Source organism: Oceanobacter sp. 3_MG-2023, from assembly GCF_030688925.1.
Classification (GTDB): domain Bacteria; phylum Pseudomonadota; class Gammaproteobacteria; order Pseudomonadales; family Oceanobacteraceae; genus Oceanobacter.
The window spans coordinates 17,764-39,792 of the sequence record NZ_JAUYVX010000003.1 but is presented as its reverse complement, the minus strand read 5'-3'; the positions used below and the strand labels follow the sequence as shown (position 1 = coordinate 39,792).

The following is a 22,029-nucleotide window of genomic DNA, read 5'->3' as shown; positions in this document are numbered from 1 at the left end:
TGTTAACCAACCGGAGTGTTTATGCTCAGTTATCGCCATTCGTTTCATGCGGGTAATTTTGCCGATGTACTCAAACATCTGATTCAGGTTGAAGTGCTGGAGTATCTGCAGCGCAAGGACAAGCCGTTTGTTTATATCGATACCCATGCAGCGGCTGGTGTTTATTTGCTGGAATCAGTCGAAGCGATAAAAAATGAAGAATATCGCACTGGAATTGGCCGCTTGGCGGCAGCCGACTGGCCTGAGCTGGGTGCTTATCTGGACGCGGTCGGTCAGTGCCAGCAAGCTGCAGAAGAACCTGTCTATCCGGGTTCTCCCTGGTTTGGGCAGCATTATTTACGGCCGCAGGACCGGGCATTCCTGTATGAACTACATCCTCAGGATCTGGCTATTCTGGAACAAATGATGCGACGGGATCGCCGTGTTCAGGTACGGGGAGAAGACGGATTCGCAGGGTTGATCGCGCTGTTACCGACCCATATCAAGCGCGGTCTGGTATTGATGGACCCACCGTATGAAATCAAAACCGATTATCACACTGTGGTTGAGACCCTGGTCGCAGCGTACCGCCGCATGGCAACGGCAACCTATGCGTTGTGGTATCCGGTTGTGGAACGGCACCGTATCGACCAGTTGGAACGGGCATTCCAGTCTTCGAGGATACGTAATATCCAGTTGTTTGAACTGGGCATTGCGGCGGATACCGAGGAGCGGGGCATGACCGCTTCCGGCATGATTCTGATCAACCCGCCTTATACCCTGAAAGCACGGATGGAAGCGCTGTTGCCACGCCTGGCCCACACTCTGGGCGGTGAGACAGGAAACTGGCGGGCGGAAGTTCTGGTAGCAGAGTAGAGTATTGATTATTCTGGTATCTCAGCCGATTTCACCGAGCGGTGTTTGTCGGGTGATGGCAGCGACCGCCTGATGACTGATACGGCGTTCCGCTGAAATTGCATAAAACTCCTGCATCAGTTCTTTGACTGTGCCGACGCAGCGCACCTGGTATTTGGCGCAAATTTCTTCGCGAATGACATCGGGTGCAAAAAAGTAGCCATGGCCCTGGCTACCAAAGGCTTTTAACAGTGCCGAGTCGTCAAATTCTCCGGCAATTCTGACGGCGATACCGGTATGGTTAAACCAGCTCAGCAGGTCGGTACGTAAGCCGGAGGCGGTGTCGGTGGGTAGCAGAACCGGGGCTTCGTTCAGCATATCGGGAAAAGTCCGTTTACCTTGCTGCTGTTGTACCAGCTCCGGGGTGGCGAAGCAGGCTAGTCGGCTGCGACCGAGCAGGTGGTTAAAGCAGCGGATGTTCATACCCGGAGGAATTGGGCTGTCGGCCAATATCAAATCCAGCCGGTGTACCGCCAATTCTCCCAATAGCGACGACATTTGTTCTTCATGGCAGACAATCCGCATGGTGCCGGGCAACAACATGGCCGGGCTCAGCAGCCGGTGAGCGATGGATTTGGGTAACGCATCGACAATACCCACTCGAAATTCGGAAGGCCGTTCGGTGATGCCAAGATTCATCACTTCTTGTAACTCATCCCCGAGCTGGAATATTTGTCGGCTGTAATCCAGTGCCACCCGACCGGCGTCGGTCAATTCCAGGCCACGGCCAGACTTGGCAAACAGGGCGACGCCGAGGTCATCTTCCAGTATTTTTAACTGGCCGCTGATGGTTTGAGGAGTGACGCTCAGCCGTATCGCTGCCAGCTGAATGCTGCCTTCTGTCGCAACACTATGAAAGTACTGTAAATGCTTGTAGTTTATGCGGTGCATAGATCGAAAAAACCGAGCAATGAGTAAAAGATAATTCGAATATTATTTTTTATTGCTGCTCCGTACAATGCTTTCTACAATGAAAACCGCTCCAAACACGCTCTAACTAGTATTCATCAGGAGAAACTGTATGAGTCGTCCAGATTATTACACCAAACCATCGCGAGCTGACGCTACCGCTGTACCGATGGAAGATTTTCAGGATCAGGCTGCTGGCCGCAAGGTTCTGCGTAATACCTATATGCTGCTGTCCATGACGCTGTTGTTCAGTGCGGCGGTGGCGGGTACCTCCATGTCGATGGGCTGGCCACACCCTGGCTTTATTCTGACGCTGGTTGGTTATTTTGGTTTGCTGTTCCTGGTACACAAAACCAAGGAAAGCGCGGTCGGTATCTTGTCTGTGTTCGCCCTGACCGGGTTTATGGGTTACACCCTGGGACCTATTCTGTCGATGTACGCCAGCATTCCTGGTGGTAGCGGCATTATCATGAGTGCACTGGGTACAACCGGTCTGATTTTCTTTGGTATGTCTGGCTGGGTGCTGTCGACTGGTAAAGACCTGTCCGGTTGGGGCAAAACCCTGATGGTCGGTATTATCATGGCGTTTGTGCTGGCATTGGGTGCTTTCCTGTTTGAGTTACCGGCCTTGTCACTGGCGGTCTCTGGCATGTTTGTCATTCTGATGAGCGGCCTGATTGCTTACGAAACCAGTAATATTCTGCATGGTGGTGAAACCAACTACATCATGGCAACCGTTTCTTTGTATGTCTCTTTGTACAACTTGTTCGTCAGCCTGCTGCAAATCTTTGGTGTGTTGGGTTCTGACGAATAAGCTTCACGTCTTCTGTGCTCAGGAAGAAGATTGCCTCGGTTGGATTTGGCCCAACCGGGGCTTTTTTATGCCTGGCTGTCTCGTTCTGCGGTCGTCCTGTTCTGCTTTGCAATGATTTTTTCGCGCTGAAAATATCACTGTAACCAGCGCCAACCCGGGTTCATCGTCGTTATCGGCTGCTGATGCTGATCATTGCAGTTCTGCTGAATGCTGCAAAAATAAGACATTGTGCTTGCCTGGATTGCGCGCACACTATTCGCTCGATAGACACTGGAATGGAGAGACTATGTTTGAGGTTGCAGAACTGGGGCAGGCACTGTCTCGTGAGGAATTTGATAAACGGGTTCCGGAATTACGCACCCAGTTACTGGAAATGCAGCGGACACTGAGCCAGGCCGATTTTCCGGTTATTGTGCTGGTCTCCGGCAGTGATGGTGCCGGCAAGGGGGTGTTGGTCAATCGTCTGAACGAATGGCTGGATCCTCGTTATCTGCGCACGCTGGCATTTGATGATAAAACCCAGGATGAGCGCGAACGTCCGGATTACTGGCGCTTCTGGCAGGCTCTGCCGCAGAAGGGTCGTATCGGGCTGTATATCGGCTCCTGGTACAGCGACCCGATTGCCTTGCGGGTCGACAAGACTCTGAACGACATTGAGCTGGATGGTTATCTGGCGCACATTCGCATCTTTGAGCGTATGTTGGTTGAGGATGGCGCACTGGTTATCAAGCTCTGGCTGCATTTGTCGAAAGACCAGCAGCAATTGCGCTTGCAGCAACTGGCATCGGACCCGGCAACGGCCTGGCGTGTTACTGAAAAAGACAAGCTTCACCTGGCCCTGTATGACGACTTTCGCTCAACGGCAGAACATACCCTGCGCCAGACCAGCACCGCCGAAGCCCCCTGGGTGGTGATTGAAAGCGCGGACCCCAACTATCGCGATATCACGGTGGCCAACCATTTGCTGGAGCGGATACAGCAGCATCTGACGTTACATGCCCATAGCGATGCCGCCCAGGACGACGAAAACAGCGAGACTGTGGCACTGATTCACCGTCAGAAAACCCTGCTGGGGAATCTGGATATGGATCAGTCACTCGACAAAAGCACCTATCGTCAGAAGCTGGAGCACTGGCAAGGCAAGTTGTCGTTACTGGCACGGCGAGCCTATGAGCAGCAGGTCTCCATGGTGATTGTGCTGGAAGGATGGGATGCCGCAGGCAAGGGTGGTCTGATTCGCCGTATTGTCCCTGCGCTGGATGCCCGTAATTATCAGATCATACCGATTGCGGCTCCAACGGATGAAGAAAACGCCCATCATTATCTCTGGCGATTCTGGCGCCATATTCCCCGTGATGGACGAGTAACCATGTACGATCGCAGCTGGTATGGGCGAGTACTGGTTGAACGGGTAGAGGGCCTGGCCAGCCGATCTGAATGGTTGCGGGCCTACAGTGAGATCAATGATTTTGAATCACAGCTGGTTGAGCACGGAACGGTCGTGGTGAAATTCTGGCTGCATATCGATGCGGACGAACAGCTCAAGCGTTTCAAGGAACGCGAAACCATCAGCTACAAGCGCCATAAGATTACTGACGAAGACTACCGTAACCGGGAGCGCTGGGTTGATTATGAGCAGGCAGTAAATGATATGGTGGAGCGCACCAGTACCGAGGTTGCACCATGGCACCTGATTGAAGCCAACAGCAAACGTTTTGCCAGAATCAAGGCACTGAAAATACTGTGTCAGCAGCTGGAACAGCGACTGGGTGTCAAAGGCAAAGGCAAAGAGTAGGTATTGGATGGAATCAGAGGCTCGCTAGCGATTCTCTGACTCCAGAATTTCCAGTAACCGGCGAGTAATGGCCTCAAACAACTGGGCCTGCTCATTATCGGAATCAGCCGTCAGGCTGTACATCAGGCTTTCAATTTCGGAGCGGGACATATAGCGGACGGTGACAGGGTTGGTCATAACATTCCCAAATGGCAAGCGCCTGGGGCCAAGCGCTTCAAGTAAACGGATCTGAATTAAAAGCGATAGCTGATCAGGGCACTGGTCAGCCAGACGTTCGGGCGTTGCCCGGAAGCGCCTGTGCGTCGATTCTGGTTGCGATAATCCTGGTCGTCACGGAAAGTACCGGCAATATCGAGCGTGACAGCCCCGAGCTGATAGCCGGTACCGATTTGCCAGCCCCAACCATTAAATACACCGGTTCGGCGGCCGTTGTTACCCTGCAAGGCAATCTTTTCACGGTGCCAGGCCGGGCCGGTATAAAGGCGAAAGCCGGGTTGGGACAAACCCCACCCCCACATTAATTGGGTCTCAAAGCCGGTAACATCCTTGCCATCCTGATGTATGCGGTAGACTAAAAAACGTGTGGCGGTGTGATCCGACTGGGGGTATTCAGCAAACAGCGACATGCCTGTGTCGCCAGCATCCGTGAAGTAATCCGCCCCAGGATCAATATCCAGCGTAGTGGCTGCCAGACCAACCCGAAAGTTGGTGTGGTCGTCCTCACTGCTGTCTGCTGCAAAGGCCAGTTGACTGGAAGCCAGCAGCGCTAGCGTACAAACCGGGCGAAAAGCAATAGCCTTCATGGATTGACGTCCTGGATACATAAATAGTGCCGGAAGGCTAAACCACAGGGCGCTGGATGGCAAGGGTATGAAACGGCCATGCCGGGTGTTGCTACCGCGCTTTGTTGCGTTGTGTGAATTGCTTCGACCTCTGGTATGGGAGTCAGTGTGGCGTATCGTTTCCGGATGGTATGAGCTTGCGTGGCCTGGTTGAGTGGCCTGGTAATGTGTTGGTTTGATTGTTGATCGTTGTTGATAGGAGCATGGTATTTGGAATGTCGACTTGGTTGTGGAGCTTGCTGTATCGCACCGTCGATCAGTGCGCCGATCCCCGGTATGCCTGATGGCAAACGGGCAGGGGAACGTTGTATTCAGCTGGCAGATGATAATCTCTGCCGTATCTTTGCTTCACCGGAACGGCCGCAGGTGTGCGAGCAGTTTCAGGCGGAAGCCGATTTTTGTGGCGACAGCCGTGAACAGGCACTCATCATCTTGACGGGGTTGGAGCAACTGACCGATAGCTGAGTTGAAACCGACAGGAGAAGTATATGTACAAAGTGGGGTTTTACGTGCCAGTCAGCCATCTGGCATCGGTGAAGCAAGCGGTCTTTGCCGCTGGTGGTGGCCAGTTGGGGGAATACAGCCAATGTTGCTGGCAAGTGCTGGGAACAGGACAATTTTGTCCGTCCACTGCGGCTAACCCTTATCTCGGCCAGTCCGGGCAGCTGACCCGGGTTGATGAATACCGGGTTGAACTGGTCTCTGCCGACGATTCTGTCCGGGCGGTGCTGGCAGCCTTGCGGCTGGCACACCCGTACGAAGAGCCGGCATTTGATCTGGTCAGGCTGGTGGATGAGTCTGAATTACCCTGATTCTTGCGCCAAGGTGCCGGATTACTCCGGCTCGCTGCTCAGTCGGTTGCGGCTGATATTAAAAATGTGTGGTTGAGCTGGATGTGGATTGTCGAGATAGCGTCGTAATGTCTGTTCGACGGTAGCGAATGCCAGCGACTGCCAGGGAATATCTTCGGGAGCGAACAGGGCAACTTCCAGACTTTCCGGGCCGGATGAAAACTCGGGCGTAGGTAAATCTGCCAGAAAAAACAGATGCACCTGACTGATATGGGTGACGGAAATCATGCTGAACAGCGACGTGATATTGACCTTGGCGTAGGCTTCTTCCCAGGTTTCCCGCAAGGCTGCCTGCTCGGTACCTTCGTCGTTTTCCATAAAACCACCGGGCAAGGTCCAGTAGCCCAATCGGGGTTCAATAGCGCGTTTGCAGAGCAAAATCTTGCCTTGATACACAGGTAATGTGCCAGCGACAATCCGGGGGTTGCTGTAGAATATGGTATCGCAAACGCTGCATACATCGCGTTCATGGTTGTCCCCTTCGGGGATGCGTCGCTCGATGATATTGGCGCACTCGCTGCAGTATTTCATCCCGCCCTCATTGTGATTTGCCGATGCTCTGGTGATGGTCTGGCCGGTCAATCAGACACTTGCCGTGAGTATACCTTGTTCATTCCTGCCCGGCTGCGGAAACCGCGCATCCCGCTGCGGTGGTTGTCCGGTATCTCTGTCCGGTATCTCTGCCGCAGTAAAGGAGCGGGATACTGAGTGATCAGGTGCCCATCGGTTTGGACTGACGTCTAGTTGATTTTTTAAAAAATGACTATATTTACTCATCATGAGGAATGTTTTGGCATATAATCTGCTTTAGCCGGTTGTCCGGTGCTGGAATAATTTCTGGCTCTTTTTTTGGCGATTACAAGATCGCCCTACTAAACTGTTAAACATGAATCAATACGACCTTTTTTTACGATTATCCCAGGAGTGGCAGGACCATGAACCCCGACACTTCTCCCGTGCCGGTCTGCGTGAAGCAGCGGTTCTGGTTGCTGTTACCGATCACCCCCATCAGCCATCATTATTATTAACCCGTCGCGCACAGGGCATGCCAACCCATCAGGGTGAAGTGGCTTTTCCTGGAGGCAAACGGGATGAGGTAGATACTGATCTGATCGCGACGGCACTGCGTGAAGCTCACGAAGAAGTCGGGCTGGCTCCAGAGCATGTCAAAGTGGTGGGTATACTGGATCAGGTAGTCTCCAAGTTCGGCTTTCTGGTGACACCGGTATTGGCCGTTATCCCACATGATGTGGCATTGACAGCCGACCCTCGTGAGCTGGATTGCTTGTTCCATGTGCCGCTGACCTTTTTTAATCAACCGCCCTCTGATTATTTTCATCGTGAAGGGATCCGTATGCCTACCTGGATGTATGAGCGTTTCCAGATCTGGGGGCTGACGGCCTATATCACCGCTGAAATGATGAACCGTTATTTCTCCTCGAACATCGCTTTGGGGAGCGTGGCGCCCGCCACCGCAGAAGATCCTGAAGACGTGTAATTCAATCGTCTTGTTCTGATCTGGCCCAGCAGGTAGCATTCACGTTTTGCTGACTGCTGCTGGAGGCCGTACTTGTCTACGGATACGACGCCATCTGCCGGAACTGATTTACCGGTCAAATCCCCTTGTGTGCACGTATGTGTGCTGGATAACCAGGACATTTGTCAGGGCTGTTATCGTACCGGACTGGAAATCAGTCACTGGGGACGAATGACCAATCCTGAAAAGCGTGATGTGCTGGCCCTGTGTCAACAGCGAGAGCAAGCATCCGGCAACGTATTTGTTATCACGCCCCCTTCCTGAGTCTTTTGCATACGGCACCTGATGTGTCGATTTTATTCATTGTTGTTTGGTTTGTTTTTTATTGCCATGAGTGACGGCTGCTGTGGCAGCTCTCTTGCTGGCCTGTTTGCCTGATAATCTGCTAGAGAATCTGATTATGTCTGATGTGACTGCTGCCCTGAATCCACCGGTTATCGGTACTCCTTTTTCTGCGACAGCAACCCGGGTGCTGTTGTGTGGCTCGGGCGAGCTCGGCAAGGAAGTGGTGATTGAACTGCAGCGCCTGGGTTGTGAAGTGATTGCCGTTGATCGTTACGCCAATGCGCCGGCGATGCAGGTTGCAGATCGCTGTCATGTGATCAATATGCTTGATGGTCAGGCCTTGCGTGCGGTGATCCAGCAGGAGCAACCGGCTCTGATCGTGCCGGAAATCGAAGCCATTGCAACGGCAACCCTGGCCGAACTGGAAAGCGAAGGTTTTCACGTAGTGCCGACGGCGCGGGCAACCCAGCTGACCATGAACCGGGAAGGTATCCGTTGTCTGGCGGCAGAAACCTTGGGGGTGCCCACATCAAGTTATCGTTTTGCTGCTTCAGAAAGTGAATTTTACGCCGCGGTGGAAACGATCGGTTTACCCTGTCTGATCAAGCCCATCATGAGCTCCTCAGGTAAAGGACAAAGTTTTGTCCGTGCGGCCGACGAGCTGGCTGCGGCCTGGCGTTATGCCCAGGAAGGTGGGCGTGCCGGGCAGGGCAAGGTGATTGTTGAAGGCTTTGTCGATTTTGACTTTGAAATCACATTGTTAACTATCCGTCATAGTGATGGTGCCGGCGGTACATTGACCAGTTTCTGTGAGCCGATTGGGCATCGCCAGCAAGACGGCGACTATCAGGAATCCTGGCAGCCACAGCAAATGACCGCTGCCGCGTTACAACAGGCGCAAGCCATTGCGACCACGGTGACCAGTGAGCTGGGTGGTTGGGGGCTGTATGGCGTTGAATTGTTTGTGAAAGGTGACGAGGTGATTTTCAGTGAGGTCTCACCACGCCCACACGATACCGGGCTGGTAACGCTGATTTCACAAGACCTGTCAGAGTTTGCCTTGCACGCTCGGGCGATTCTCGGATTGCCGATTCCGTCGATTCGCCAGTTCGGGCCGTCGGCATCAGCGGTAGTGCTGGTGGAGGGGCAGTCAGGTACGATGCAATACGGCAACCTGTTTACCGCCATGATGGAAGCCGATACCCAGCTGCGTCTGTTTGGCAAACCGGAAGTACAGGGCAAGCGACGTCTCGGTGTGGCGTTGGCTCGGGCTGAGTCAGAGGAACAAGCTCGCAACAAGGCCAAACGCAGCGCTGATGCGGTCGTGGTCAGTTTGTAGTTATTGTCAGTTGTTGGTTGTTGGTTGTTGGTGGCTGGCCAGTGGCCAGCCACATCAGAATCAAAGCACCGCGGCAATTATCGATTTGCCGCTGCTCTGGCGGAACGTGTATGTTCTGTTCAAATCCATTCCCTTGCTGTATCCCCGACGAAAGTATTGTGTTCAGGCTAACTTTTTCGGCACTATACAGGCTGCGAATAATAGTCATTTGAATATATGGCATGGTGGAGTCGACAATGAGTGAATCCGGGCGCTGTTGCGGTAGCAGTGACAGTAGCAAGTCATCTTGTTTAAGTGAATCGGGTGTAGCCAATACCGAACCTGCTGCAGTATCGGCAGGCAGTTGCTGTGGTGGTGCCTCGGCAGTGGCGGCTGGCCCTGTTGTGTTTGTACCTGCGGCGGCTGCAACAGCGGCCAGGGCCACATCTTCCAGTTGCTGTGGCGGCGGTGATGAATCGACTGATGGCGCCGATTGCTGTGCCCCGAGTGCCTCGTTTGACTGGGTATTGTGGGGCAGCGGCCTGTTTGTCGTTGCCGGTTATCTGGGCTGGTTGTCACTGGGCGATGTCGGATTAACCTGGGTATCCACCCTGATGCACACCTCGTTCGAAATGGTCAACGCCATGTGGTGGGGGATTATTTCGGCATCTGTCTTTGTTGGTCTGCTCGGGCGGATTCCGCGTGAGCTGGTGATGTCGGTACTGGGACAGGCGGGGACGCAGCAGGGTATTTTTCGCGCCACTCTGGCCGGGCTGATGCTCGATCTCTGTAATCACGGCATTTTGATGATTGGTATGAAGTTGTATGAGCGCGGCGCCAGTATTGGTCAGGTAATGGCATTTTTGATTGCCAGCCCATGGAACTCACTAACCCTGACGCTCATTCTGGTTGGCCTGATCGGCCTGCAGTGGACATTAACCTTTATCGCCGCGTCGTTAGTGATTGCCTGGATCAGCGGGTTGATATTTGATCGGCTGGTCGTGAAGGGGGTGTTACCTGCCAATCCCCACCATCAAGAGCCACAGCCAGTAAATGCCAAAGCCATATTGAAGCAGGTCTGGCGCGATGAAGACTGGAGCTTGCCAGGCCTGGCAGCCATGTTCTGGCAAGGATTAAAAGAATCGCGGTCGGTGTTGCGCTGGGTATTTCTGGGCGTGGTGCTGGTTGCGCTGGTGCGGGCCTTTGTGCCGGAAGAAAGCTTTAATACCTGGTTTGGCGCAACGGCCGCCGGGATGTTTATGACCTTGCTGGCGGCCACCGTGATTGAAGTGTGCTCGGAAGGCTCCAGCCCAATCGCTGCCGATCTGGTGACACGTGCTGCAGCACCAGGTAACAGTTTTACCTTTCTGATGGCGGGTGCTGCAACGGATTACACCGAGATCATGTCGCTTAAAGACACGACACGGAGCTGGAAGATCGCGCTGTTTTTGCCGTTGATCACGGTGCCGCAGGTACTGTTGATCGGCTGGTTGATGAACAGCGTTGGTAGCTAGTGGGGACATCCATTCCCGCGATGCGCTGGCTCGTAACAGTCAGCTATCGTGCGGATGTAATCGCTGTGGTTGTATTTCGATACTGCCCTGGTCGTTACCGAGCCACAGGGTAGCGTCCTGGATACTGGCTTGCAGGCGCATGGTGCGGTCGTAGAGTGAAGTCAGTTGTGCGATAGCATCGGCATCGAGGTTGTAAACGCTGAGGTTGTCAAAGCGGGCGCAGCTATTTTTGAGGCTGTCCCACCAGGGCAGGGCGGTACGACCATGGTATTCATAAATACGCACTTGCTGGGCTTTCTGGCAGGCTTTTCGGATGCGTTTTTCGTCTGGCTGTCCCAATTCAATCCAGAGCAGGGTTTGATCACTGTAGTCTTTTTCCCACAGCTCCGGTTCGTCATCCGTGCTGAGTCCACGGGTAAATTCCAGCGTATCGCTGGCATTCAAAGCAAATACCGCAATGCGGGTCATTAAACGGGTCAGTGTCTCAGAAGGGTGCTGCGCCACGGTCAGGTTGTACGTCTGGTAATGGTGGCGATCCATATCGGATACAGCCAGCTCGATTTTACAAATGGTTGCCTTGATGGCCATGGAGGTTCCAGCAGCTGAATATCGGGCCGTGAGTTTACCTTGGCGTTTGTTCAATAGCACGATTTGTACTGCGCCCTGCGATTTTCTGGAGAATCTTCAGGTTTCAGCTATACCTACATTATATGAATCAGACAGACGAACAGAGAAACCTGCTGGTTTCCTGATGTATTCGGCTGTATTTAACCGTGATTGCCATGGGCGGTGAGCCAGGGCATTACAGAGATTAAGGGCGCGTTTTGTTATGAACTTTCAAGAGTTGGATATGCCGGACCTGTTGGCCGAAGTGGGTGTGCGGGTGCGGGCAGCCAGGTTGATGGTCAACCTCAGTCAGGAGCAATTAGCGCGTGAAGCAAGGGTCAGCCGTTCGACGATCAAACGACTGGAAGGTGGCACCGACAGTGTCAGCTTATCCAACTTGCTGGCGGTACTGAAAACCCTCGATTGCATAGATATGTTTGTTAATGCGTTGCCAGAGCCAGAGCACTCTCGCCAGCGTGCATCCCGCACCATGGGCTACTAAGCCGGACTCGCCCATATTTTTGACAATATCGGCCTTCCGCGTTAGATTGCAGCCCTCTCTTGGGGGAGTAGTCTGACGGGCGTTAGTTGTTTGTTACAAACAATCACGTTCGTATCCTGTGTCAACATACTTGAGCCTCATGCTCATGGCACCGGAAGTACACTGTGCTGGACAAGACCTGAGACGAATACTGGTTCCATGGGTGGCTGCCAGGATTTGTCTTTGGTGTCTTGCCGCCCGGTAACGTTAGATGATCACAACGCCCGAGTCGTTTTTCTTTTCCGAGCTGTTTTCCTCGGCTTTTTTATCCTCTTCTGTCGCGGTTGCACTGGCTGAAATCGGCGATAAAACCCAACTGCTGACGCTGTTTCTGACACTCAAATTCCGTAATAAATGGGCCATTGTACTGGCGATTATTCTGGCGACTCTGGTAAATCATGGCTTGTCGGCCTGGTTTGGGAGTTGGCTGGGGGATGGCCTGGCAATATGGCTAAGCAATGGCTGGGTCGACGGTCTGTTGTCTGGCAGTTTTGTGGTGATGGGATTGTGGATTCTGATACCCGACAAAGACGATGAAGATGAATCCCGCTTTCTGGCCCTGGGTGCATTTGTTGCTACGCTGATACTGTTTTCGCTGGCAGAGCTGGGGGATAAAACCCAGATCGCGACGGTATTACTCGCAGCGGAATGGCAACAACCCTTACCGGTGACACTCGGAACCACACTGGGTATGTTGATCGCCAATGTGCCTGTGATTTGGTTTGGTCAGGCCTTGTTGCAGCGGTTGCCAATGAATACTGTTCGTTATGTGACGGCCATTTTCTTTATTGTGGCGGGGCTGTGGGTTCTGGTTCGTTAGGGGAAACGTAAGCAGCTCCTGCGCTCGGCGTGGTAGCCGATGGGTGAGCGCAACCCGATATCCGCTATACTTGCGCGCACCTGCACATCCGAGTCGGCCTGCGCCCATGACCGGGCCTCCCCATAAGCCACATAATCCCCACGACCGCTTCTTCCGCAGCGCCATGGAAAACCACGCCGTGGCGCTGGATTTTATGCTTTATTACCCCGGAGCCGGTGTTGCAAGCGCTGGATACCGACTTACTGGCCTTGCCGCACGACAGCTATATCGACACCGAACTGGCCGAAAGCCTCTCTGATCTGGTGTATCACTGCCAACTGGCGGACTGTTTCAGCGCCCCATTGCCCTGATCGACAGTAACCAGTTGTCGATGACCAATCCAAGCAATAACAATGGGTCGACATCGTCGCCTGCGTCCTGGAGCTGGGGCGTTACGAAGCTCAAAAAGCCACCGAACTGAATATGCTGAGAGTGGGTGGCTTTGTATAACCTCATAATTCCTCCATCTAACCCCTGATGATGATGGCCACCTGCTTGATGTCATAAGTCTATTGGTATTAAGGGATTAATGTTCCATTGGGTTTCTTATTTGCTCTGTCTGGTTATTGTTTGCTGGCTGCCAGCCACTACACTGAAGGTAACGATAATAATCAGAGCATGCATCCATGAGCCGCTATCCTCATCTTTTTCAGCCCCTTGATCTTGGTTTTACACAACTTAAAAACCGGGTAGTGATGGGGTCCATGCACACGGGTCTGGAAGACCGGCCCTGGCACTTCTCTGAGTTGGCAGCGTATTTTGAAGAGCGGGCCAAAGGCGGCGTTGGGCTGATTGTGACCGGTGGTTTTGCTCCTAACCGGGCGGGTGATTTGTTGCCGTTTGGTTCCAAGTTGATCAGTTCCTGGCAGGTGCCGTTTCACCGCAAGGTAACGGCGGCGGTGCATCGGCATAATGGCAAGATTCTGATGCAAATCCTCCATGCCGGGCGTTATGGCTATACGCCATTCAGTGTGGCTCCCAGTGCCATTCAGTCGCCGATTACTCCTTTTAAACCGCGTGAACTGAGCGCCAGCCAGATCCGTACCACGATCAAACACTTTGGTCGGGCGGCCAGTCTGGCTCAGCAAGCGGGTTATGACGGCGTCGAAGTGATGGGGTCGGAAGGTTATTTTATTACCCAGATGCTGAATCAGCGTACCAACCAGCGTACGGATGAGTGGGGCGGTAGTTATCACAACCGCATGCGCTTTGCGCTGGAAGTGATCCGTGAAATCCGGGCGCAGGCCGGGGACCATTTTATTGTGATGTTCCGGCTGTCGATGCTGGATCTGGTGGATGGTGGCTCTACTGCAGAAGAGATTATCGAATTGGCTCTCGAGTTGGAGAAAGCCGGGGTGAACCTGCTTAATACCGGGATTGGCTGGCATGAAGCCCGGGTACCGACCATTGTAACGTCGGTGCCTCGGGGGGCTTTTGTCGAGGCGACTGCGCAGGTCAAGCAGGCGGTATCGATTCCGGTGGTGGCGTCCAACCGTATCAATATGCCAGCCACGGCAGAGGCCATTGTGGCGCAAGGTCAGGCGGATATGGTGGCCATGGCGCGACCGTTTCTGGCGGACCCGGAATGGGTTATTAAAGCCGAGCAGGGCCGTGAAGATGAGATCAATACCTGTATTGCCTGTAATCAGGCGTGTCTGGATCATACCTTTGCCAATAAACGCGCCAGCTGTTTGGTGAATCCACGGGCTTGTCATGAAACGGAACTGGTCTGGCAACCTGCCACGACGGTGAAGCGGGTGGCGGTTGTTGGGGCCGGCCCGGCGGGATTGGCGTGTGCGGTGGTGGCGGCCCAGCGTGGCCATCAAGTAACGCTGTTTGAAGGGCGGGACTTTATCGGCGGGCAGTTTAATCTGGCATCGCGTATTCCGGGTAAAGAAGAATTTCAGGAAACCATTCGTTATTACCAGACCATGATTACCAAATTGGGCATTGATTTGCGTCTTTCGACACGTGTCAGTGCCGACGGGTTACGTCAGTCCGGTTTTGATGAAGTGGTGGTGGCCACTGGTGTTGAACCTCGTCTACCTCAGGTTGATGGTATCGACCATGCCAGTGTGATGACGTACCAGCAGTTGTTGAGTAATGCAGCAACAGTTGGCGCTCGGGTGGCCATTATGGGGGCCGGGGGAATTGGTTTTGATGTGGCTGAATATCTGACTCAGGAAGGAGAGTCAACGACATTAAATGCCGAACACTGGCGCTCGGAGTGGGGAGTGGATGTTCGCAGTCAGGTGCGGGGTGGTCTGGTGACTCCTGATGTTGAAGCGTCACCGCGTCAGGTCTACCTGCTGCAACGCAAGTCATCCGCGCTGGGCAAGGGTCTGAACAAAACCACGGGCTGGGTACACCGGGCGACGATGAAAATGAAGCAGGTCGAAATGATTGCCGGGGTGCAGTACGACCGTATTGACGATCAGGGGTTGCATATCCGCATCGTGAAGGGAGAGGAGACCGAAGAACGTGTGTTGGAAGTGGATCATGTTGTGGTGTGTACCGGGCAGGAATCGGTGAATCAGCTTTACCATGATTTGCAAGCCCTGTTGGTGGATGGTTCCTGCGGTGTTCATCTGGTGGGCGGGGCTGAGTTTGCCGGTGAGCTGGATGCCAAGCGGGCAATCCGTACGGCGAGTATTCTGGCGGCTTCGCTTTAGGGGATATCTATTTAATCCTGCACGGCTCGCTTGGGGTGGCCGAAGCGTGCCATTTCACAGCGTTATTGTTTATTCGGATGTTGTCGTGGGCGGCCGATTGGTTTTCTGTTTTTCGGAATGATTGATTTTTATATTGATATAACACTTATTAAATGATTTTTAACCAGGTTGGTTTAATGCATTCCTGTTGTTGTTGTTGTGGATTATTGATGGTTTTTCAGCATATATTGTTTTTGTATAAGTTTTATTTTTAACTAATTATTGTAAGCCATTATTTGTTAATTATATGTAACTTTTTGTTAATTTACAATAAAGTCAATAGAAAACTCTTGGTTTTTCGGATATTTCACGTCATAAAAGTTGATTTGTATCAAAAATAGACTATATTACCAGCTATCCATCAGATGATTATGATCTTTTGCTTGTTTGTACTCCTTGTTCAGACTTTATGCAGAAGTTATTCATTGATGATAATTCTATCAATTTAAATGCGGCCAGAGGATGGTTTGGCTGTGTTTTTCCACATTTTTATATGGGATCAGTGTGCGCTGGAAAATGCGTACGCTTATCTGCTTTTGAGGTGATATTAATGGCTTCTGAATACAACTGGGCAATGGTTTTGCTCTCGTTCTGCATTTCTGTATTGGGATCATATACAGCACTAAGACTTGTGCAGGGCATGATTACATCACAAAAGGAAAGCGTGCTGTTCTGGGTGGTGGGAGCGGCTCTTGCCTTGGGTGGTGGTGGTGTCTGGGCGATGCATTTTGTTGGCATGTTGGCTTTCGACACCGATGCCAATTATGGGTATGAGCTGGGTATGACGCTGGTATCCCTGCTATTGGCTGTTGTTGTTGTTGGTCTGGGGTTGCTTATTGTCGGGCGTAATCCGGACAGTTTGCCTCGATTGCTGGGTGCCGGGTTGGTTACCGGGTTGGGTGTCGCTTCAATGCATTACACCGGTATGGAAGCGATGGTTATGCCAGGTGACATGATTTATGACCCTGCCTTGGTGGGTGCCTCGGTTCTGATTGCGGTTGGGGCTGCGATTTGCGCATTCTGGCTGTCGTTTAATATCCATACCTTTATGATGAGAAGCATCAGTTCCATCATTATGGCGGTGGCTGTCTGTGGCATGCACTACACCGGTATGGCGGCGATGCACATCAGTTATATTGCGACCCCTGCGAGTGAATTGTCACTCTTGAAGTATCAGGCGACGCTGAACCCTGGTGTGTTGGCGGTATTGATCGCTGTTGTTGTGGTGGCGATGTTGTTGGCGTTGCTGGTCGGCACCATGGATAGTTTGCAGAAGCAAGAGCGTCGGGTGGCGTAATTTTCTTCGGCTTATGGATATATTTACCGTGCATGCTGGTGGTGTGCACGGTGAGTGCTTTTCTGTTCTCTTCCTCTCTTCCTCTCTTCCTCTCTGACCTGACCTGACGGCTCCAGGTTTTGAGCACTGTGTGGATCTTGCTTTGCGACTGGCCATCATTGTCTTTTGAATTAATATTTCTCAATGTAAGTACAATATTTTTCGTTTTTTCTCATGTATGAAGTTTGCAACAATGCGTGATAATTTCATGATGTAGAGAAAAAGCATGACAAAGTTTCATATTCTTGGGTTTCCTCGTATTGGCGATCAACGTCAGCTCAAACGTGGTTTGGAAAGCTATTGGGCGGGCGATATCAGTCAGCCAGAGTTGTTGACGCTGGCGGCGGAGATTCGTGAGTCCAACTGGCAACGTCAATTGGACGCTGGTGTTGATTTTCTGACCGTTGGTGATTTTGCCTTGTACGATCAGGTACTGAATACCTCGGTTCTGCTGGGGCATTTACCAGAACGGGTCAAAACCACCGATAACCTGATTGATCAGATGTTTCTGGCTGCGCGGGGTCGCGCTCCCTCTGGCACACCTTGCCATGCCGCTGAGATGACCAAGTGGTTCGATACCAATTACCATTATCTGGTACCGGAATGCCACGCCGACGATACGTTTAATCTGCAGCCTGAATGGTTGCTGGAAGAGATCGCAGCAGCCAAATCACGGTCGAATAACGTTAAGCCGGTCATTATTGGTCCGTTGACGTATCTCTTCCTGGCCAAAAGTGAAAAGGAAGTGGACCGTCTGGCTCTGCTGCCAAAACTGTTGCCGGTATACAGCGAGTTGTTCCGCTTGTTACGTGAGCAAGACATCGACTGGGTGCAGCTGGATGAGCCGATTCTGGCGCTGGATCTACCGGACGATTGGCGTCAGGCCTTTGAACCGGCTTACCATAGCCTGCGTTTTAGTGGCGTGAATGTATTGCTGGCAAGCTATTTTGGTGGCCTCGACAGTAACCGGGCACTGGCCTTGTCGTTGCCAGTACAAGGGTTACATATCGATCAGGTGGCTGGAACTGAAAATCTCGATACCCTGGTCGACCAGCTTGGGCCTTACAAGGTGTTGTCGGTTGGTGCGATTTCCGGGCGTAATATTTGGCGTACCGATCTGGATGCCTGTTATCAATTGTTAAAACCGATCACAACACGGCTGGATGACCGTCTTTGGGTATCAACGTCCTGTTCCTTGTTGCACGTTCCTTATGATGTGAAAGAGGAGTCTGCTAGCGGCCGCATCACTCCGGCAGTACTGCCCTGGTTGGCTTTTGCCCAGCAGAAGCTGGGAGAAGGACGGTTGTTAGCCGATGCCTTGAACACGGAGGCTACCCTGAGCAGCGCTGTCTGGCTCCAGCAAGCGGCCCGAATTACTGGTCGTCGCGAATCGGCCATTGTGCACAAGCCGGCAGTCAAGCTGGTTGCACAAACGGCAGCCAGCCAGGAGTGGCAACGCGATTTGCCATATGAGCAGCGGGCTGAGCGCCAACAGGTGCGCTGGCAGTTGCCGTTGTTACCAACCACCACGATTGGGTCTTTCCCTCAAACAACGGAAATCCGTCAGCTGCGCCGCCGTTTTCGTCAGGGAGAGATCAGCCCTGCTGAGTATCATTCGGGTTTGCTGGCTGAGGTGGAGTACTGCATCCGTATCCAGGAAAATATTGGTCTGGATGTATTGGTGCATGGCGAAGCAGAACGTAACGACATGGTGGAATACTTTGGTGAGCTGCTGGAGGGTGTTGCGGTATCCAGTCATGGCTGGGTGCAGAGTTATGGCTCTCGTTGCGTCAAGCCACCGTTGATTTTTGGGGATATCGAACGCCCGCAAGCAATGACGGTCGAGTGGAGCCGTTATGCTGCCAGTCTGAGCTCTCGCCCGGTAAAAGGCATGTTGACCGGCCCTGTGACCCTGCTGAAATGGTCCTTTGTACGGGACGACCAGCCCTTGTCACAAACTGCTTATCAATTGGCTGCGGCGTTGCGGACTGAGATTGCCGAACTGGAGTCGGCGGGTATTGGCATGATTCAGGTGGATGAACCGGCATTACGTGAGGCTCTGCCGTTGAAACAGGCTGATCGGGCTGGCTATCTGGCCTGGGCGGTGAACAGTTTCCGTTATGCCACTACCGATGTGGCGGCCGACACCCAGATTCATACCCATATGTGTTACGCCGATTTTGATGACATCCTGCCTGCGATTGAAGCCATGGATGCGGATGTGATCACGCTGGAAACCGCCCGGTCAGCGAGTAAATTACTGGATGGTCTGGCACAGCATCCGTATCACAATGGTATTGGCCCGGGGGTTTATGACATCCATAGCCCGAATGTACCTTATGCCGGTGCCATGGCCTCGATACTGCGAGCGGCGGCAAGAGTGGTTCCTTTACGTCATCTGTGGGTCAACCCGGACTGTGGTTTGAAAACCCGCCGCTGGGAAGAAGTGGAGCCATCATTACGAGAAATGGTGCGGGTTGCACAGACCCTGCGTCAGCAGTGGGAAGGCAAAATCAACCAGAATGGCTTGCTGGCGGATGATATTGACGGCTTGGTAGAAAGCCTGCCAGAGCAGGAAAAGACGCTTGCTGCACAGGAGTGTTGCGTTCATTAAGCTGTTACAAATATCGACCCATTGTTAACGTCTTTCCGGCGTTAACAATCATCATAGGCTGAGTGGTCACTTGATTGACCGTGCCTTGCGATTCACCAGATAACGGTGGCTCGCGGTGCGGTTGATCGATACGGCTTACCAGAACTGACACGTCTGTGTCAGTCTTCTTCCAGATCCTGTACCGGTAACTTTTCAATCATGCCATGTTGTTGAGCCCATAGTTGCAGCATGATCAGCACCCGTTCATCACAGGTGAGCTGGTGATGAAACAGCTGTTCTGTGGCTTCTGCCAGAGCGGCTTGATCGGTGATGTCTTCACCATGATTACCGACTTCGATACTGAGTTCACGGTTGCAGGCCTCGTAGATTTTGGCCAGCAAGGGTTCTATGCGCTCGGGATCGTCGGTCATCAGGAAGGTTTGTTCCAGATCGTTTTCCAGCTCTCGCACGACGGCCCAGGTGGTTTCGCCGCGCTGATAGAGCGTATCCTGGCTGATGCCGTGAATGTCCTCGAGGGCGTAATCCCAGTCATCCCAACCATCATCGGGCTGGAGCAGGGTGGTTTTGATCATGCCATCGGCCATTGACCAGGCAATCGCAATAGGATGTGCTTCTTCTTCGTAGGAACTGGCATCAACAGCAATAAAATGTGGGTAGGACACAGCTGCCTCTTATCTGGAAATGGGGAAATGGAATGTACGTTTTGCAGCGCTGTTCAGCAACAGAATTCATGTGTTGCTGACGGCTGGCTGCCTGAGTAACAGATCAAAGGTCTTCCAGTTGTAATTTAATAACAGCCGTCACCGAGCTCTGGTCATCGCTCCAGAGAATGTGGCCATTGACTTCCATATTGACGATTTCTTCACAAATATTCCGTAACAACGGGGTCCAGAGTAGTGGCAGGGGTTTATCGGCATGACTGCCAAGTACCACCGTCAGGGTCAGGGCCTGCTCTTGTAATGAGAGCGTCAGGGCTGGATCGATGGCGTTATCTTTGGCAGGCATGACCAGCAAGTGATCGAGCAGGAATTCAATCAGTACCAGTTTGACGTCGATAATCAGCGAGAGCGGTGTGGTCAGGGCGACAGATAATCGGGATTGTGACAAGTGATGCTGGATAAACTGCACCAGATCTACCGATTGTTTGGCTGGCCCGGTCAATACATTAAATGATCGCGTTGCCAGCGCCAGTGGTATCGCCAGATCTGGCTCTGTCGCCTGGGAGGCTTGTTCCAGCGTGGGAGCAACCAGTGCCAGTAATGAGGGTCGTTGCCGGTTGGTTACCTGATGGCGCAAGTGATCACATTCCCGCTGCAAGCGTTCAAGGTCGCTGCTTTGCACCATTGCCATATGCTGGAATTCGTCTTGTTGCTGGCGTAAAGAGGCTTCCATACGCAGATTCAGATCTTGCAATTGCTTGTGAGCATAATATTCACTGGTGTGGTCAACGCTGCAGATCAGCACTTCGTTCGGGCGGTTGTTATGAAAACGGATGGCCTGAAAGCTGATATCGAATACACCTTCCTGACCATTGAATTTGAGAATGGAAAATTTGCCCTGGACCCGTTTGATCCGTCCTTGCAGTAACTGGTAAATACGTTCCCGTTGCTCTGCACTGGTGTCTGAATTCATACGTTCCAAAATAGCATGTAACGGGTTTTCCATACCGTTCAGGGTTTCTTGATCGGTTCGTAGCTGGTAACAAAAGTTGCGGTTGGTTTCCATGTGATCTTCACGAACCAGATAGCGGCAGAAGCCCATGGTGGTGTTCTCAATCGCCATATTGAGGTGATTGTGGGTATCTTCCAATTCCATTCTGGCCTGGTCACGCAGGTGCATGTCATTGAGTAATGACAGACGCATTTTCTCGATGGCAGAGGCCAGGGCGTCCAGCTCATCTTGCTTGTGCATGGTATTGGTGGTGCGGTGCTCAAGTGTGACTGGGTGGTCGGGTGTTTGAATGGAAAAGGCATTGGCCCACTCTGACAATGAGCGAATATGACGGGTAATCAGATGGTGGATCAGCAGCAGTAATACCAGGGATATGGTAATGGTCTGGCAGAGCAGTACCAGCAGCATATTCAATGCGCGGGTTTCCAGTTGTTGGTAGAGCTGTGCATAACTGCCCAGAATGGTCAGGGTTGCCAGAAAGGTGCGGTTATTGTCCTGATCTTCGTAATAGAGATTGAATTGGTGGCGAATATCAACCTTGTTTGGCTTGAGGCCAGTTTCGACGTAACCAAAGTCGGTACTGTCAACCATGATGTACTCAACGCCGTCAAAGTTGAGCATGCCTTTCAGCTGTGTGCGCAGCTGCTCGGAATTGAAATTCCAGAGGCTGATGACAAGACTGTCGTGATAACTGTCCTCCAGCTTGACCAGGTTATTTTGCAGGCGTTGCGTACCATGCTGGTAGTCGTCGATCAGCATCCAGCCATAAGACAAGGTGGCGATAAGGAAATTGGCCAATAGCAAGTATGAAAGCAATCGTCTTCCGATCCGGGTAGCGAATGCCGCAGAAAACTGCTCAATCAAACGTCAACTCCATGATTTTCTCCGGATGTTGTTCACAATGGTGGACAGGAAAACGATGGCCAGTGGAT

General features: G+C 52.4%; 22 protein-coding genes. 15 read left to right on the top strand and 7 right to left on the bottom strand.

What is annotated here, in order from left to right; all coding sequences use genetic code 11:
- Positions 1-21 precede the first annotated feature (21 nt).
- Positions 22-855, top strand: coding sequence for a 23S rRNA (adenine(2030)-N(6))-methyltransferase RlmJ (locus Q8W32_RS03570; protein ID WP_305413733.1), 834 nt, complete (start codon positions 22-24; stop codon positions 853-855).
- 21 nt (positions 856-876) lie between these two features.
- On the opposite strand, the gene nhaR is transcribed toward Q8W32_RS03570, so the two are convergent.
- A complete protein-coding gene (gene nhaR, locus Q8W32_RS03565; RefSeq protein WP_303434630.1) occupies positions 877-1,785 on the bottom strand; it encodes a transcriptional activator NhaR in 909 nt (302 codons plus the stop codon).
- A gap of 130 nt (positions 1,786-1,915) precedes the next feature.
- Between nhaR and Q8W32_RS03560 the strand changes: the two genes are divergently transcribed.
- Both Q8W32_RS03560 and pap read left to right on the top strand, forming a co-directional pair.
- Positions 1,916-2,617 (top strand): Bax inhibitor-1/YccA family protein, encoded by a 702-nt coding sequence (locus Q8W32_RS03560; protein ID WP_368501406.1) that lies wholly within the window; start codon positions 1,916-1,918, stop codon positions 2,615-2,617.
- Positions 2,618-2,903: 286 nt separating this feature from the next.
- Positions 2,904-4,412, top strand: a complete 1,509-nt coding sequence (gene pap, locus Q8W32_RS03555) for a polyphosphate:AMP phosphotransferase (protein ID WP_303434629.1) — start codon at positions 2,904-2,906, stop codon at positions 4,410-4,412.
- Positions 4,413-4,436: 24 nt separating this feature from the next.
- Here the strand turns inward: pap and Q8W32_RS03550 are convergent, their stop codons facing one another.
- Positions 4,437-4,589, bottom strand: a complete 153-nt coding sequence (locus tag Q8W32_RS03550; RefSeq protein ID WP_303434628.1) for a cell developmental protein SirA — start codon at positions 4,587-4,589, stop codon at positions 4,437-4,439.
- Between the two features lie 56 nt (positions 4,590-4,645).
- Positions 4,646-5,215, bottom strand: coding sequence for a hypothetical protein (locus Q8W32_RS03545; protein WP_303434627.1), 570 nt, complete (start codon positions 5,213-5,215; stop codon positions 4,646-4,648).
- A 249-nt stretch (positions 5,216-5,464) separates the two neighbouring features.
- Here Q8W32_RS03545 and Q8W32_RS03540 point away from each other — a divergent pair, with 249 nt between their 5' ends.
- The gene (locus tag Q8W32_RS03540; protein WP_305413731.1) at positions 5,465-5,719 is read left to right on the top strand and encodes a YkgJ family cysteine cluster protein; all 255 of its coding nucleotides are present in this window, start codon (positions 5,465-5,467) and stop codon (positions 5,717-5,719) included.
- 23 nt (positions 5,720-5,742) lie between these two features.
- Complete coding sequence (locus tag Q8W32_RS03535; protein ID WP_303434625.1) at positions 5,743-6,066, top strand: NGG1p interacting factor NIF3; 324 nt, start codon at positions 5,743-5,745, stop codon at positions 6,064-6,066.
- Positions 6,067-6,087: 21 nt separating this feature from the next.
- On the opposite strand, the gene Q8W32_RS03530 is transcribed toward Q8W32_RS03535, so the two are convergent.
- Positions 6,088-6,636: an NUDIX hydrolase gene (locus Q8W32_RS03530; RefSeq protein WP_303434624.1), complete on the bottom strand. Its 549-nt coding sequence runs from the start codon at positions 6,634-6,636 to the stop codon at positions 6,088-6,090.
- Positions 6,637-6,991: 355 nt separating this feature from the next.
- Here Q8W32_RS03530 and Q8W32_RS03525 point away from each other — a divergent pair, with 355 nt between their 5' ends.
- The 4 genes from Q8W32_RS03525 (at position 6,992) to Q8W32_RS03510 (ending at position 10,759) form a co-directional block, all read left to right on the top strand.
- Positions 6,992-7,603, top strand: a complete 612-nt coding sequence (locus Q8W32_RS03525; protein ID WP_303434623.1) for a CoA pyrophosphatase — start codon at positions 6,992-6,994, stop codon at positions 7,601-7,603.
- Between the two features lie 72 nt (positions 7,604-7,675).
- Positions 7,676-7,906: a DUF1289 domain-containing protein gene (locus Q8W32_RS03520; protein ID WP_305413729.1), complete on the top strand. Its 231-nt coding sequence runs from the start codon at positions 7,676-7,678 to the stop codon at positions 7,904-7,906.
- A 136-nt stretch (positions 7,907-8,042) separates the two neighbouring features.
- Positions 8,043-9,266 (top strand): formate-dependent phosphoribosylglycinamide formyltransferase, encoded by a 1,224-nt coding sequence (gene purT / locus Q8W32_RS03515; protein WP_305413727.1) that lies wholly within the window; start codon positions 8,043-8,045, stop codon positions 9,264-9,266.
- 236 nt (positions 9,267-9,502) lie between these two features.
- The gene (locus tag Q8W32_RS03510; protein ID WP_305413725.1) at positions 9,503-10,759 is read left to right on the top strand and encodes a permease; all 1,257 of its coding nucleotides are present in this window, start codon (positions 9,503-9,505) and stop codon (positions 10,757-10,759) included.
- Between the two features lie 39 nt (positions 10,760-10,798).
- Here the strand turns inward: Q8W32_RS03510 and Q8W32_RS03505 are convergent, their stop codons facing one another.
- A complete protein-coding gene (locus tag Q8W32_RS03505; RefSeq protein WP_305413723.1) occupies positions 10,799-11,347 on the bottom strand; it encodes a YaeQ family protein in 549 nt (182 codons plus the stop codon).
- A 241-nt stretch (positions 11,348-11,588) separates the two neighbouring features.
- Here Q8W32_RS03505 and Q8W32_RS03500 point away from each other — a divergent pair, with 241 nt between their 5' ends.
- From Q8W32_RS03500 to metE, 6 genes are all read left to right on the top strand, one after another.
- Positions 11,589-11,867 (top strand): helix-turn-helix domain-containing protein, encoded by a 279-nt coding sequence (locus tag Q8W32_RS03500; protein ID WP_305413722.1) that lies wholly within the window; start codon positions 11,589-11,591, stop codon positions 11,865-11,867.
- Positions 11,868-12,117: 250 nt separating this feature from the next.
- Positions 12,118-12,726 (top strand): TMEM165/GDT1 family protein, encoded by a 609-nt coding sequence (locus Q8W32_RS03495; RefSeq protein ID WP_305413721.1) that lies wholly within the window; start codon positions 12,118-12,120, stop codon positions 12,724-12,726.
- Positions 12,727-12,848: 122 nt separating this feature from the next.
- Complete coding sequence (locus Q8W32_RS03490) at positions 12,849-13,076, top strand: Rpn family recombination-promoting nuclease/putative transposase (protein WP_370693666.1); 228 nt, start codon at positions 12,849-12,851, stop codon at positions 13,074-13,076.
- Between the two features lie 315 nt (positions 13,077-13,391).
- On the top strand, positions 13,392-15,437 hold the full coding sequence (locus Q8W32_RS03485; protein ID WP_305413720.1) for an NADPH-dependent 2,4-dienoyl-CoA reductase: 2,046 nt from the start codon (positions 13,392-13,394) through the stop codon (positions 15,435-15,437).
- 679 nt (positions 15,438-16,116) lie between these two features.
- Positions 16,117-16,773, top strand: a complete 657-nt coding sequence (locus Q8W32_RS03480) for an MHYT domain-containing protein (RefSeq protein WP_305413719.1) — start codon at positions 16,117-16,119, stop codon at positions 16,771-16,773.
- A 265-nt stretch (positions 16,774-17,038) separates the two neighbouring features.
- A complete protein-coding gene (gene metE / locus Q8W32_RS03475) occupies positions 17,039-19,426 on the top strand; it encodes a 5-methyltetrahydropteroyltriglutamate--homocysteine S-methyltransferase (RefSeq protein WP_305413718.1) in 2,388 nt (795 codons plus the stop codon).
- Positions 19,427-19,584: 158 nt separating this feature from the next.
- Here metE and Q8W32_RS03470 read toward each other — a convergent pair whose 3' ends face one another.
- Complete coding sequence (locus tag Q8W32_RS03470; protein ID WP_303434613.1) at positions 19,585-20,088, bottom strand: hypothetical protein; 504 nt, start codon at positions 20,086-20,088, stop codon at positions 19,585-19,587.
- 103 nt (positions 20,089-20,191) lie between these two features.
- The gene (locus tag Q8W32_RS03465; protein ID WP_305413717.1) at positions 20,192-21,961 is read right to left on the bottom strand and encodes a hypothetical protein; all 1,770 of its coding nucleotides are present in this window, start codon (positions 21,959-21,961) and stop codon (positions 20,192-20,194) included.
- Between the last annotated feature and the right edge of the window lie 68 nt (positions 21,962-22,029).